The following is a 12,888-nucleotide window of genomic DNA, read 5'->3' as shown; positions in this document are numbered from 1 at the left end:
CAGAAAAATGTTAGCAACGCCGTGATCACTTAGAAAGTATGCACGTTCTTTATGAATCTTGCTAGGGGTTTGTCAAAGTGCCAGCTTTCTGTCTGATCATGGGCGACTTTGTGACCACTTTTCTGTAAAGCGTATCTCGCTGCTGATGCGGACGATCGATCGCTGCGATCGCTTGTTGCAATGTCTCCACTTCCATACAGGTGCCGCCCAAAGCGCCTGCCATCGTCGTAATGTGCTCCTCCATCAGGGTGCCGCCGATATCGTTACAACCCCATTGCAGCGCTTCTACGGCTCCTTCTAGCCCCAGTTTGACCCAACTTGGCTGATGATTGGGAATCCAGTTACCTAGAAAGATCCGGGCGACTGCCATCAGCAAGAGGGCATCAGAGAGAACGGGCTGATCGCGTCCGACTCGCCGACGTAGAGGTTTTGGCGCTTCTTGCCCGACGAATGGCAGCAGAATAAATTCAGTGATCCCTGTGTAGCCGTGGGTTTTGGCAGATTGTTGGAGCGATCGGATCAATTCTAGGTGTCGCATCTGCTGCTTTGGGGTTTCGATGTGCCCTGAGAGCATCGTGCTAGTGGTGGGGAGTCCTTGCTGGTGGGTGGTTTTGACAATTTCTAACCAGGTTTCTGAGTTGATCTTTTCAGGGCAAAGAATTCGCCGCACTTCGTCGTCTAACACTTCAGCCGCCGTTCCGGGCATCGAACCGACTCCGCCTTCTCGCAGTGCAACAATCACTTCTGCAAACGTCAAGCCATCTTTTCGGGCGATAAACTCGACTTCTTGCGGCGAAAATGCGTGGAGATGCAGATCAGGAAACTCAGATTTAATCGTTTCAATCACTTTTAAGTAATAGGGGAGCGATGCCCCGTTAATCTGCGCCTCTGGGTTTAAGCCACCCTGCATACAAATCTCAGTTGCTCCACGATCGACCGCATCAGTGGTCTTTTCTAAGATTTGTGCCCGATCGAGCCAATAAGCGCCTTCATCTCCACTGTCTCGTCGAAATGCACAAAAGCTACAGTGTTGCTCACAGATGTTGGTGAAGTTAATATTGCGATTGATCACGTAAGTCACTGTTTCGCCCGCTTGTCGTCGTCGAAGTTGATCGGCAGTGTCGCGAATTTGCTCGATCTTCCCCTGCTCAGTTTGCTTCAGCAACACTACCCCTGCTTCAGGCGACAGGTCATCGCCTGCGATCGCTCGTTCTAGAATCTCTGTGACGTTCATCGTTTGCCCTTTATCTTTCACCTGGCGCTCCCAACATTCGCAACACCCGATTGACATCGTTGAGGTCTCCCACAATTCGTCGCACTGGGCGCGGATAAACCTTGACCAGCGTTGGAGTTGCCGAAACCTGATCGATTTCTGCCTGTTCTGGGTGTGTAAAAATGTCGATTACTTTCAGTGTATAAGGGTGACTGAGCGACTCTTCTAAGAGTTGATGCAAGTTCTCTAAAATTCGCTGAGTTGCTGCACTATAGCCCGACACAAACAGCCGCAACACATAGCCCTGAGTGTAATTTTGAGAAAACGCGATCGCAGGACGATGAGCAGATTCGGGGCGCTCGATCGGGCTGTCAACTCGAATCACCAAATCGTGGCTCTCCCAAAGTTGGGGAAACTGCGCTCGATAGGTGGCCAGCAGCGCTGGTTCGCAGACCTCTTCTGGTAAGGGTGCGATCTGCCAGTTGATGTGCTGAGTCTCAAACACGGCATCTAATAGCGCCCGATAGCGAAAGACGAGCGGATAGGCTTCGGCAAAAGTTCTCACTTGTCGAGTGGCAGAATCAAGCCAGCGATCGAGCGTCGCCGTATAGCAAGGCACTAAAAAATGGGGCGGTTCAGGTAGCTCTAAAATTTCCTGTAATGTCGCACACAGGTTTAAGTGCCACCGTCCTTGTTTGCCGGGGTCGATGCAATAGACCAAATCTCCACCGGGCGTAAACAGAGCGATGCCTTTAAAGACTGACGGAACGGAACGCTTGAGATAAGGATTCAAGGGCTACCAGCAAAGATAAAAGTAATTGGAAGCGATCGCTAACAACCTCACGAGAATATTCTCTTACATTCGCTGGACAATCTGCGACCAAAAAGTCGTTCAAAGATTAGCTCACCACAGAATCAACTGCGCCGCCTGGTTAAAAAACTGTCGCAGCAACCCCTGGGTCACGAGTATTGTAGTCAGCAACGTGGCAAACGCCAACATAAACAAAATCAACATCTGAAACGCCGCCGCCTGGATCGGATCTGCCCCACCCAGCAGTTGACCTGTAATAATTCCAGGAAGCGTCACCAGCCCCACCACCATCATCGAATTGATAGTCGGAATTAACCCCGCTTTGATGGCATCTCGGCGATATTGCGCCACCGCTTGTTGAGGAGTTGCCCCCAAACTGAGATGCGTCTCAATTTCGAGTTGACTAGAGTTAAGCGTGCTGACCAAGCGATCGCCCGCGATCGCCGCTCCATTCATTGCGTTGCCCAACACAATGCCCGCGAGGGGAATCACCGTCTGCGGATCATACCAGGGCTGTGGTTGCACAATCAGCAAACTGGTGTAGGTCAACGTCAGAGCAGTGCTAACTAAAATCGAGCCAGCAATCAACGGCAGCAAGCGAGGAATCTTTTGACTGATGCGATTGCGAGCTACGATCGACGCAACGATGAGCATTCCCCCTAAAACCGCCAACACCGCCCAAGGACTTTTGAAGGCAAACACGACCCCCAAAAAGTAGCCGACTACGGTGAGTTGGGCGATCGTTCGCCCTGCCGCGAGTGCCAAGCTGCCTTCTAAGCCGAGCTTTTGCCAAGATGAAAGCGCGATCGCTGCTAAAATCAGCCCCAGCGCCCAGGGAAGTCGAATCAGTAAATCCATACCGTGTCAATGCTCTTCTCAACCTCCCGATCTTGCCAGATAGTGGATTTGTTGAAACAATTGAAAGGTTTAATAGTCTAACGCCTAAGAAAACCGTTTCTGAAAGCGGCATTAGCAATTACGGCGCGTGGTGCAATTGAGTGAATATCATCCCCCCTTTTGACCTGTCAGAACAGTATAAAATCATCGGTGAAGAGATTAATCAAGCGGTTTTAGATGTGCTTGCCTCTGGTCGCTATATTGGCGGCACGATCGTCGAAACGTTTGAGAAACAGCTTGCTGGTTATGTGGGGGTTTCTGAGTGCGTGTCGTGCAACTCTGGCACCGATGCGCTTTATCTGGCACTCCGCGCCTTAAAGATTGGAGCCGGAGACGAGGTGATCACCACGCCTTTCACTTTTGTTGCCACAGGCGAAACGATCAGCGCAGTCGGAGCTACGCCAATTTTTGTCGATATCGATCCGCAGACGTTTAACTTAGATCTGAGTCAAATCGCAGCGGCGATTAACCCTCGCACAAAAGCGATTATTCCCGTCCACTTATTTGGGCAGCCAGCGGATATGACGCGGTTGATGGCGATCGCCAACGCTCATCACCTAGCCGTGATCGAAGATTGCGCTCAGGCAACGGGTGCAGAATGGGCAGGTCAAAAAGTCGGCAGCTTTGGGCAGATTGGCTGTTTTAGCTTCTACCCGACCAAAAATTTAGGCGCTTGTGGCGACGGCGGCGCAATCACCACGAATGATCCGGAAATCGCCGCCACGTTAAGAATGCTGCGCGATCACGGGCGACGGAGCGGCTATTATCACGAAGAGTTTGGAGTCAACAGCCGACTCGACGCAATGCAGGCAGCCATTTTGCAGATCAAACTGCGCTATCTCGATGGCTGGAACGATCAGCGTCGAGTCGTTGCCGATCGCTATCATCAACTCCTTCAGCCCATTTCTAGAGTGGTGACCCCTCAAGTGCCTGCTAACGGTCGCCCCGTCTGGAATCAATACACCGTCAGAATTGTGGATGATTTGAGTCAACCTGAAGGCGAGGAACTGCTGCGCGATCGCGTCCGTACTCAACTTCAGGCAAAGGGAGTCAACTCAATGGTTTATTACCCATTGCCATTGCACCTGCAACCGATTTATCACTCGCTGGGTTATCTGCCAGGACAGTTAGCTGTGTCCGATCGGGCTGCCCATGAGGTGCTGTCTCTGCCGATGTTTCCAGAACTGTCGATCGAGCAGCAAGACCAGGTTGTTTACAGTTTGAAAGATTGTTTGGTGTGAGCGATCGTCTGCAACAATCAGCACAAGGTCTAGAAACTTCACGGTTGACAATCTGAGGCGAAAGAGTGGCATAGAGGACGCAAAGCAAAAATTTTGTAGTTTTCCATACTAGAATTAAACAAAAGGTAACAATTAGTAATCATTAATTAGTAGCAGTTCTTTTTTAGTCTTGAGAGGCACAGCAGAACGTGGGTCGAAGTCCCCTGAGTCAACTTAGACGCTATGACGCGGGCACGATCGCCCGATATTATCGCTACCGTCCGTGGAGGGCTATCTGGCGTGCCCTCAGAGTCACCGGATTTTTTGTTGGATTTATCCTCGGTCTCAAGTGGGATGAATGGCAAGGGCAAGAGGAGCGGAACAAATATCGTCGCGCTTCTCAGCTACGGCAGATTCTCACTGATTTAGGGCCGACGTTTATCAAGGTTGGTCAGGCGCTCTCCACTCGTCCTGACTTGGTGCGGCAAGACTTTCTCGACGAGTTGGTAAAGCTGCAAGATCAGTTGCCGCCGTTTTCTAACGAGCTTGCTCTGCACATTATTGAGACGCAGCTTGACAATACGATCGGTGATATTTTCAGCGAAATTTCTCCTGACCCGGTTGCAGCCGCAAGTTTGGGTCAGGTCTATCGCGCTCGTCTCTATAGTGGCGAAGAGGTTGCTGTCAAGGTGCAGCGTCCCAATCTTCACCCGATTTTGACCCTCGATCTCTATCTGATGCGTTGGGCAGCAAGCTGGCTATCACCGTGGCTGCCGCTCAATTTGGGGCATGACCTGACGCTGATTGTCGATGAGTTTGGCACCAAACTGTTTGAAGAAATCGACTATATCAACGAAGGGCGAAACGCTGAAAAATTTGCCGATAATTTTCGCAGTGACCCCACCGTTAAAGTTCCGTCGATCGTGTGGCGTTACACCACTCACACCGTTCTCGTGTTGGAGTGGATTAATGGCTTTAAGCTGACTGATACCGATCGCATCAAACAAGCGGGGCTAGACACCGATGCTCTGATTCGGATTGGGGTCACTTCTGGCTTGCGGCAATTGCTCGAACACGGCTTTTTTCACGCCGACCCCCACCCTGGTAATTTGTTTGCTGTCGCCCCGCCACCTTCGACAAACGGCAATCACCCGGTAACAGCGCAGATGGCTTACATCGACTTTGGCATGATGGATCAGCTAGAGGAAAGCGGTAAAGAAACGCTCGTCGATGCTGTCGTTCACTTGATCAACAAAGATTACGTTGAGCTAGCCAAAGATTTTGTAAAACTGGGATTTCTGACATCTGATGTTGATATTTATCCGATCGTTCCAGCATTAGAGTCGGTGTTGGGCAACATCATGGGCGAGAGCGTCCGAGACTTTAACTTCAAGACGATCACCGATCAGTTCTCGAAGCTGATGTATGACTATCCGTTCCGAATTCCGGCAAAGTTCGCGCTGATCATTCGATCGCTGGTGACTCAAGAAGGGTTAGCGCTCACCCTCAATCCCAATTTTAGAATCGTCGAAGTTGCCTATCCTTACATCGCTCGTCGTCTGTTGACGGGCGAATCGGCTCAACTGCGGCGCAGGCTAATCGAAGTGCTATTTAAAGACGGCAAGTTTCAATGGCAGCGACTAGAGAATCTGATCGCGATCGCTCAGTCTGATGCCGGGTTTGATCTGCTGCCAACCGCTCAGCTAGGGCTGCAATACATTCTCTCTGGTGAAGGTCAGTTTTTGCGGCAACAGTTGCTGCTGGCACTCACCGAAGACGATCGGCTGCACACTGAAGAAGTCCGGCGCTTGTGGGATCTGATCAAAGACGACCTCAAGCCCGATCGTCTGCTCAGTGCTGCGGTTGGTGCGATCGCAGAGTTTTCTGCTGCCCGTACTGCTGCTATTATTCCCTCGGTGGCTGCTTTGACTGATCCCTCTGCGAACGGTAGGATGAAGAAGTTTTAAGCGACGAACCATCAACTCCATTACCTTCTTAACCAACCGTGTATAGCTTTCCCGAACCTCCTTACCTGCTTCTCGTTGTCGGACTGCTGGCGAGTCTCGCTTCTGGCACCGCCTTTGATGCCGTCCTTAAACAATCGGTGCGCGAGTGGTCAAAAAACCGATCGACGCGCACACTAGCCAATGTGCGAGGAATGCAGCTTTTAGTCCCATTTTTAGGCATTGCGGGCGGCTGTTGCTTCTTTCTGTCTGCTGGCATGGAGATTTTTGGACTTCCTACGTTTCTGGCTTATGGAATCGCGGTGCCTTTGACGATCGGAATCACCTGGCTAGTCTGGTGGCAATTAGGCAAGATTTTGGCAGAGCTTGAGCAAGGTGGCTCTCAAGCCTTGGATTTAGATTCGCCCGGTTGATAAAACTGAGTTGACGAGGGGCTTAAGCCCCTTGTTTGCTGGGAGGTTTTCTAGCGATTTCTAAGCTTTTTAAGCTGCTGCTCTGCTTTTTCTGCCCAAGGCAGATTTTTTTGTGCTGTAAAGAGATTTTTGGCATAGTTCAAAGTTTGTTGAGCGTCGCTGATCTTGTTTTGACGGACAAAGACTAACCCTGCTCCATAGTAAGCATTGGCATAGTTAGGGTTCACCTGGCTGGACTTGCGAAACGCGGTCAGAGCGCCGCCTAAATCTCCTTGACTAAACAGAGTTGAACCCAAGCTGTAATGAGCTTCTGCATAGTTAGGGTTGCGCTGCACCGCTTGCCGAAATGCCGCGATCGCCTCACTCGGTTTTTGCTGTTTTTGATACACCAACCCCAAGTGATAGAGTGGTTCTGGCGCGTTGGGCGTAAACTGGGCTGCCTCTCGAAAGGCACCAACCGCCCTTGGCAAGTCGCCTTGAAGCTCTAGCACCAGTCCTAGATTGTAGTGAGCGAGTCCTAGTTTTGGGTCGAGTTCGAGCGATCGCTGCAAATAATCTCGCGCCTGATTGAGGTTGTTTCCTTCAATCAGTGCGGCTCCTAGATTGGCATAAGCGAGGGCAAAATTGGGATCAGCCTGGGTCGCTTGATGGAATGCCGTTGCCGAGGCTTGCAGTTGCCCTTGTTGCCGCAGTGCCAGCCCCAAATTATAGTGAGCGGCTGCCATCTTGGGATTGATCTGCGTTGCCTGCCGAAATGCGTCGATCGCCTCGTTGAGTCTGCCCTGCTGGATTAGCTGTAAACCCTGACTGACTTTAGCTTCTGCCGCCTGCTCGTTGTTTTGCGCCATCACAACTGGAGTGACCTCGCACACAGGCAAGATCACAAAGCCTGAGACGATCAATCCGCTTGATAAGACGCTGAGAGATTTGAGGAAGAACGACGACATACCAAATTTATTGAAGCTGAGAGGGGCGATCGCGGCCAATCATAGCAGCAATCGATCGAGGTGAAGTAGGTTGGTGGCGATCGTGTGTCTCTAATTTAATCGACTCTTTATCCTAATATTTAAGGACATTGCAGAATGAAGGAATGAAATGGCTGTAGGGGTAACGCCCCCATGCCTACCTCTGACGGAGGGCAACCACGGGGGATTGCCCCTAGCCAAACCATTCCTCTATAAAAATCTGTTTGAGAATTTGATCCGTTTGAACTTTATGCAATTTGTTCCGTGTGCCATTGCGCTGGGTAGTAATCTGGGCGACTCTCAGACCATTCTAAAATCGGCGCTTGAAACCCTCGATCGCACACCGGGGATCAAAGTCGTGCAGCGATCGCACCTTTACTTAACTAAAGCGCTCACCTTGCCTGACAGTCCTCCTCAGCCTGATTATCTCAATCAGTGTGCATTACTGAAAACTACGCTCACTCCGCACAAATTGTTACAAGCCCTTCTAGAGGTCGAGCTTGGGTTTGGGAGAGTCAGACAGCAGCGATGGAGTGCGCGAACCCTTGACTTAGACTTGCTCCTGTTTGATGATGTAATCTTAAATACGTCTGATTTGCAAATTCCCCATCCTCGGATGTGCGATCGGGCCTTTGTTTTGGTTCCGCTCGCAGAAATTGCCCCTGATTGGGTAGAGCCTGTGACGGGCGCGACGATCGCTCAACTTGCCCAACTCGTCGATCGTTCAGGGGTCAGACAGGCGAGCAGTTAGAGACTTTTTGCCCTTTACCCTTTTTGCTCATGGCTTTGGGTTCAGAACCGCCTCAGTTGCTTAGACAGCGCCTTTCTTATAAGGGGCGCAAGTTTAATTTTGAAGTCAATCGGTTGCGCTTGCCTAACAAATCTGAAGGCGAGTGGGAATGTGTGCGCCATCCGGGAGGTGCTCTAGCAGTTCCGGTTACGCCTGATGGCAAACTGGTGCTGACTCGGCAATATCGCTTTACAGTGCAGGGGCGATTGCTAGAGTTTCCAGCAGGAACGCTGGAAGTGGGCGAAGCTCCGGCGGGAACGATCGGGCGCGAGATTCAAGAAGAAGTCGGCTATCGAGCAGGGCAATGGAAAAAGCTCGGTGAGTTCTTTTTGGCTCCGGGCTATTCGGATGAGATTATTTACGCATTTCTGGCAACGGATTTAGAACTGCTAGAAAATCCTCCTAAGCAAGATGACGATGAGGATATTGAAACAGTTCTGATGACCTCTAAAGAAGTAGAACAGGCGATCTATTCAGGCGATTTGACCGATGCTAAGTCAATCTGTAGCTTTATGCTGGCGAAACCATTCCTGAGTTAGGGGATAGTAGAAAGTGTAGCCATTCGCTCTCTACTGATTTCTATGTCTGATCTGATTTTGTTTTTGCACCGTCGAGATTTGCGAACTGCGGATAATGTCGGGCTGTCGATCGCGCGTCAACGATCGCCCAAAGTCGTTGGCGTTTTTTGTCTCGATCCCAATCTTTTGCAGCGAGATGATATCGCTCCTGCACGAGTCACTTATATGATCGGGAGTCTACGATCGCTCCAGCAGCGCTATGCAGAAGCGGGAAGCCAATTACTGATTCTCAACGCCGACCCACGAGTGGCAGTTCCCAATCTGGCAAAAACCCTGAACGCCAAAGCGGTTTTCTGGAATTGGGATGTTGAGCCATATTCTCAGGAGCGCGATCGGGCAATGATCTCCGCCCTTAACCAAGCCGGAATCGAAGTCAAAACTTCCTGGGATCAGCTACTGCATTCTCCAGAAGAAATCAAATCAGGTTCGGGTTCGCCTTACACGGTTTATTCTCCGTTTTGGCGGAATTGGGTCAGCAAACCCAAAGCAGAACCGATGCCTAACTTTGTGGGTGCAGAAGGGCTGACTGAAGCCGAGGCAGAAACAGCAAAGTCTGCGGGCGCGATCGCGCTTCCTACTGCAAAAGATTTGGGCTTTGTTTGGGACAATGCTTTAATGCTGGAACCGGGAGAACAAGCTGCCCAAGCGCGATTAGCAGAATTTTGTGACGCGGCAATCAATGCTTATCAAGAACAGCGAAACTTTCCGGCAAATCCGGGGACATCGCGGCTGAGTGCGGCGCTTAAGTTTGGGGTGATTGGCGTACGATCGGTGTGGGCGGCAACGGTGACGGCATTAGAGCAGAGCCGCAGTGATGAAACTCAAGCCAGCATTCAGACGTGGCGACAAGAGTTGGCGTGGCGAGAGTTTTATCAGCACGTGATGTATTTCTTCCCAGAGTTGGCAGAAGGGGCTTATCGCAAAGTTCTCAAAACCTTTCCGTGGGAGAACAACGAGGAGTATTTTCAGGCTTGGTGTGAGGGGCGGACAGGGTATCCGATCGTCGATGCTGCCATGCGCCAAATGAACGAAACTGCCTGGATGCACAACCGTTGCCGGATGATTGTTGCCAGTTTTTTAACTAAGGATCTGCTCGTAGATTTTCGGTTAGGCGAGAAGTATTTTATGCAAAAACTCTACGATGGTGATCTGTCTGCTAATAATGGCGGCTGGCAGTGGAGTGCATCAAGTGGCATGGACCCTAAGCCGTTGCGAATTTTCAATCCTGCGAGTCAGGCAAAAAAGTTTGATGCAGACGCAGACTACATTCGTGAATGGTTGCCAGAGTTACGCGGCGTTGATACTAAAGATTTGATTACGGGAGAGATTTCGCAATCCGATCGCGATCGCTGTGGTTATCCGGCTGCGATCGTCGATCACAATCAACAACAGCGCAAATTTAAAGAACAATATCAACAGCAACGAACCATTACAGGCAAAGAACCAGAGGTCGATTAACCAAGCTGCTCGATCGCTTGCTCAAACGCTTTTGAAATCACACTTTCTGGCATTGTTTTAATGACCTCCTGCCCTTGCTGGATTAAGAACTGCCTAAAAAACCAATCCTTTTTAGCCTCTGCTAATAGCACTTGCTGAACTAGTTCGGTCTGAGTATCAGGCGTGGTTGCAATCTGCTGGCTGGCGAAGTGATTTAAGAGAGTTTCGGCGGCGGTTGCGGGCTGATCAGTAGGTCTACCCGTTGCTGCTGCTCAAGAGCAACAAAAACCTTAACCTCATTCTACCGATGGACGAATGCTTCATATAAAGAAGTTAACTTGTAAGCGGCTATCTATAAAGATGAACCATGTTGAAACTGACACCAACCCCTAAGATAGAGATTGCAGTTGTTGCGATCGCAGTCCTGACCGCTACAGTTGCACCCTTCATTTCTGCGCTGTCAAATTCGGTCACTGCCCAAACTGTGAGCTTTCCAGACACGTCAGACCACTGGGCGCAACCTTTCATTGCTAGACTGGCAGACCGTAACATTGTTACCGGATACCCAGATGGCACTTATCGTCCAAATAGCCCGGTTGACCGAGATGAATTTGCAGCGATTATTCGAGATGCTTTTAATCAAAGTAAAGAGCGAAGCATTTCTAGCGGCAGCGCCTTTAAGGATGTGCCCCAAGGATATTGGGCAGCACCTGCGATCAAGGAGGCATACCAAACGGGATTTCTCTCTGGCTATCCAGGCGGTTACTTTCGTCCGAGACAGCCTGTGAGCAAGGTAGAAGCAGTCTCATCACTGGCGCGAAATCTAGAGTTGCAAAAGGCAGCACAAACGTCACAGCAATCTGCGACCCCTACTGCCTCAAGTCAGTCAACTCGCCCTCAGCCAGCTAGACGACAAGGGCTGATGTTTCCGATCGCGTCAACAGCGCTTTTAGCACCATTGATCCGTCCTGTAGTTGCTGCTGCTGCAAACACTCAATCTAGCGCCGCAACGCCAGTCACCCCAAACACCCCCAATCAACCTAAAACTCAATCGCCCTCTGCGTTATTGAACCAATACTATCAGGATGCAAACCGAATTCCTGCTTACGCGGTGGATGAGGTTGCCGCTGCAACGAGAGCAGGTATTGTCGTGAATCATCCGAATGTTAGAGTTTTGAATCCGAACCAACCTGCGACTCGTGGAGAAATGGCCGCTTTAATTTATCAAGCCCTAGTCAGTCAAGGTCGGGCTGAACCGATCGCTGATCGGACGACCGCTCAATATATTGTAGGACAACGCTAACTGCGAATAATCAGCAATTCCAAATTCAAAAGTTTCTGACGATCCTTGAACTCGACAAGCCTTGGTTTATCGTCGGCTTGTTGAGAATGGGTTCAATAAGCCAGAAACAGATCACGCAAAAAGTGGCTTTCGAGCTTGAATTTGGAATTGCTGGCGAACAATAGTAAGGCTGACGCGCTTGTGTCAATATAGTATTTCCTTGCGCTAGATGCTCAGTGATAGATCAAGAGTGGGGTTGCGATCGAGCATTTAAGGAGAGCGCTCTATAGAAAATTGGCAATCGCGCTACTGTGGGCTAACTTATAGCACCGCCAACAAAGCATGAATCCTTTGAACCCCCTGGAAAAATCCCTATCGCAAGTCCGCAGCGAAGTTCTTCAACAGCTTGAAGACTGGCTTGATGTGCCAATGCTAGTGTTAAGCTTTGGCTGGCTAACTCTACTTATTATTGAACTCATTTGGGATACCAATCCATTTCTCAATGCTGTTAGCCTCACGATTTGGATTCTCTTTATTTTTGATTTTCTATTAGAGTTTGTCCTGGCTCCCCACAAAGGCGCTTATCTGCGGCGGAATTGGTTAACGGTCTGCTCACTGGTTTTGCCTGCCCTCCGCACCTTGCGAATTTTCCGGGTGATGCGGGCAGCGCGAGGAGTCCGATTGTTAGGCGTGATGACCCGCACCACTAGAGGAATGCGATCGCTGAGTGCTAGCTTTCAACGGCGCGGATTTGGCTACGTTGTGGCTTCGACTGCGATCGTCACTTTAGGCGGCGCGGCGGGAATGTATGCCTTTGAACGAGACCTGCCAAACGGTTTAGAAAGCTATAGCACTGCTTTATGGTGGACTGCAATGCTGATGACTACCATGGGGTCAGACTATTTTCCCCAGTCGCCGGAGGGTCGTATTTTATGCTTTATATTAGCGGTGTATGGTTTTGCAATCTTCGGTTATGTCACCGCTACGATCGCCACCTTCTTTGTGGGTCAAGATGCTGAAAATGAACAAGCAGAGATTGCTGGGGTAAAGTCGATACAAGCTTTACAAACAGAAATTGCTGCACTACGAACAGAAATTCAAAGCTTGTCTCGCAATCATCAAGTTGCTAATTCATCGTTTGAGCAAACCGACTTGGAGCAGTGACCATCTATTGATATTAGGGATTTTAATGCTACGCCCCTCGTCAACATAACCGTTCTAGAAGCGCCTTCTCAACCTCAATTCCAGAACTAGAGATAGATGGCAACTTTAGATTGTTTGTCTATTATTTCTGTTGACTTAGAGGTAGCTGAACAAA

At 50.0% G+C, this 12,888-nt stretch carries 13 protein-coding genes; 8 read left to right on the top strand and 5 right to left on the bottom strand.

The window, feature by feature from the left end; translation table 11 throughout:
- Window positions 1-61: 61 nt before the first annotated feature.
- From cofH to BRW63_RS02865, 3 genes are all read right to left on the bottom strand, one after another.
- A complete protein-coding gene (gene cofH / locus BRW63_RS02875) occupies window positions 62-1,234 on the bottom strand; it encodes a 7,8-didemethyl-8-hydroxy-5-deazariboflavin synthase subunit CofH (RefSeq protein WP_073069597.1) in 1,173 nt (390 codons plus the stop codon).
- Window positions 1,235-1,244: 10 nt separating this feature from the next.
- On the bottom strand, window positions 1,245-2,006 hold the full coding sequence (locus BRW63_RS02870; protein ID WP_073069408.1) for a circadian clock KaiB family protein: 762 nt from the start codon (window positions 2,004-2,006) through the stop codon (window positions 1,245-1,247).
- A gap of 111 nt (window positions 2,007-2,117) precedes the next feature.
- The gene (locus BRW63_RS02865; RefSeq protein WP_073069407.1) at window positions 2,118-2,882 is read right to left on the bottom strand and encodes an ABC transporter permease; all 765 of its coding nucleotides are present in this window, start codon (window positions 2,880-2,882) and stop codon (window positions 2,118-2,120) included.
- Window positions 2,883-3,022: 140 nt separating this feature from the next.
- Here BRW63_RS02865 and BRW63_RS02860 point away from each other — a divergent pair, with 140 nt between their 5' ends.
- From BRW63_RS02860 to BRW63_RS02850, 3 genes are all read left to right on the top strand, one after another.
- Window positions 3,023-4,162: a DegT/DnrJ/EryC1/StrS family aminotransferase gene (locus BRW63_RS02860; RefSeq protein ID WP_073069406.1), complete on the top strand. Its 1,140-nt coding sequence runs from the start codon at window positions 3,023-3,025 to the stop codon at window positions 4,160-4,162.
- A 188-nt stretch (window positions 4,163-4,350) separates the two neighbouring features.
- A complete protein-coding gene (locus BRW63_RS02855) occupies window positions 4,351-6,108 on the top strand; it encodes an ABC1 kinase family protein (RefSeq protein WP_073069405.1) in 1,758 nt (585 codons plus the stop codon).
- A 38-nt stretch (window positions 6,109-6,146) separates the two neighbouring features.
- Entirely contained in the window at window positions 6,147-6,518 is a 372-nt protein-coding gene (locus tag BRW63_RS02850) for a hypothetical protein (RefSeq protein WP_073069404.1), read from the top strand.
- Window positions 6,519-6,568: 50 nt separating this feature from the next.
- Here BRW63_RS02850 and BRW63_RS02845 read toward each other — a convergent pair whose 3' ends face one another.
- Window positions 6,569-7,465: a tetratricopeptide repeat protein gene (locus BRW63_RS02845; RefSeq protein WP_073069403.1), complete on the bottom strand. Its 897-nt coding sequence runs from the start codon at window positions 7,463-7,465 to the stop codon at window positions 6,569-6,571.
- 268 nt (window positions 7,466-7,733) lie between these two features.
- Between BRW63_RS02845 and folK the strand changes: the two genes are divergently transcribed.
- The 3 genes from folK to BRW63_RS02830 are packed head-to-tail and all read left to right on the top strand — an operon-like array spanning window position 7,734 to window position 10,309.
- On the top strand, window positions 7,734-8,234 hold the full coding sequence (gene folK / locus BRW63_RS02840; protein WP_073069402.1) for a 2-amino-4-hydroxy-6-hydroxymethyldihydropteridine diphosphokinase: 501 nt from the start codon (window positions 7,734-7,736) through the stop codon (window positions 8,232-8,234).
- A gap of 29 nt (window positions 8,235-8,263) precedes the next feature.
- On the top strand, window positions 8,264-8,812 hold the full coding sequence (locus BRW63_RS02835; protein WP_073069401.1) for an NUDIX hydrolase: 549 nt from the start codon (window positions 8,264-8,266) through the stop codon (window positions 8,810-8,812).
- A gap of 42 nt (window positions 8,813-8,854) precedes the next feature.
- Window positions 8,855-10,309 carry an FAD-binding domain-containing protein gene (locus tag BRW63_RS02830; RefSeq protein ID WP_073069400.1) on the top strand — a complete coding sequence of 485 codons (1,455 nt, stop codon included), beginning with the start codon at window positions 8,855-8,857 and terminating at the stop codon, window positions 10,307-10,309.
- Here the strand turns inward: BRW63_RS02830 and BRW63_RS29430 are convergent.
- Window positions 10,306-10,440 (bottom strand): hypothetical protein, encoded by a 135-nt coding sequence (locus BRW63_RS29430; RefSeq protein ID WP_262983513.1) that lies wholly within the window; start codon window positions 10,438-10,440, stop codon window positions 10,306-10,308. The genes BRW63_RS02830 and BRW63_RS29430 overlap by 4 nt on opposite strands.
- A 215-nt stretch (window positions 10,441-10,655) precedes the next feature.
- On the opposite strand from BRW63_RS29430, the gene BRW63_RS02825 reads away from it, so the two are divergent.
- Window positions 10,656-11,591: an S-layer homology domain-containing protein gene (locus tag BRW63_RS02825; RefSeq protein ID WP_073069399.1), complete on the top strand. Its 936-nt coding sequence runs from the start codon at window positions 10,656-10,658 to the stop codon at window positions 11,589-11,591.
- 321 nt (window positions 11,592-11,912) lie between these two features.
- Window positions 11,913-12,734: a potassium channel family protein gene (locus BRW63_RS02820; protein WP_073069398.1), complete on the top strand. Its 822-nt coding sequence runs from the start codon at window positions 11,913-11,915 to the stop codon at window positions 12,732-12,734.
- Window positions 12,735-12,888: the final 154 nt, after the last annotated feature.

Origin of the sequence: Phormidesmis priestleyi ULC007, from assembly GCF_001895925.1 — a bacterium.
In the GTDB taxonomy this organism is placed as follows: domain Bacteria; phylum Cyanobacteriota; class Cyanobacteriia; order Leptolyngbyales; family Leptolyngbyaceae; genus Phormidesmis_A; species Phormidesmis_A priestleyi_A.
This window is presented reverse-complemented; position numbering and strand designations above follow the sequence as displayed.

Coding starts and splice junctions, on each gene's coding strand:
- cofH (WP_073069597.1), bottom strand. CDS start 1,234: ATGAACGTCACAGAGATTCTAGAACGAGCGATCGCAGGCGATGACCTG.
- BRW63_RS02825 (WP_073069399.1), top strand. CDS start 10,656: ATGTTGAAACTGACACCAACCCCTAAGATAGAGATTGCAGTTGTTGCG.
- BRW63_RS02820 (WP_073069398.1), top strand. CDS start 11,913: ATGAATCCTTTGAACCCCCTGGAAAAATCCCTATCGCAAGTCCGCAGC.
- folK (WP_073069402.1), top strand. CDS start 7,734: ATGCAATTTGTTCCGTGTGCCATTGCGCTGGGTAGTAATCTGGGCGAC.
- BRW63_RS02865 (WP_073069407.1), bottom strand. CDS start 2,882: ATGGATTTACTGATTCGACTTCCCTGGGCGCTGGGGCTGATTTTAGCA.
- BRW63_RS02845 (WP_073069403.1), bottom strand. CDS start 7,465: ATGTCGTCGTTCTTCCTCAAATCTCTCAGCGTCTTATCAAGCGGATTG.
- BRW63_RS02835 (WP_073069401.1), top strand. CDS start 8,264: ATGGCTTTGGGTTCAGAACCGCCTCAGTTGCTTAGACAGCGCCTTTCT.
- BRW63_RS02830 (WP_073069400.1), top strand. CDS start 8,855: ATGTCTGATCTGATTTTGTTTTTGCACCGTCGAGATTTGCGAACTGCG.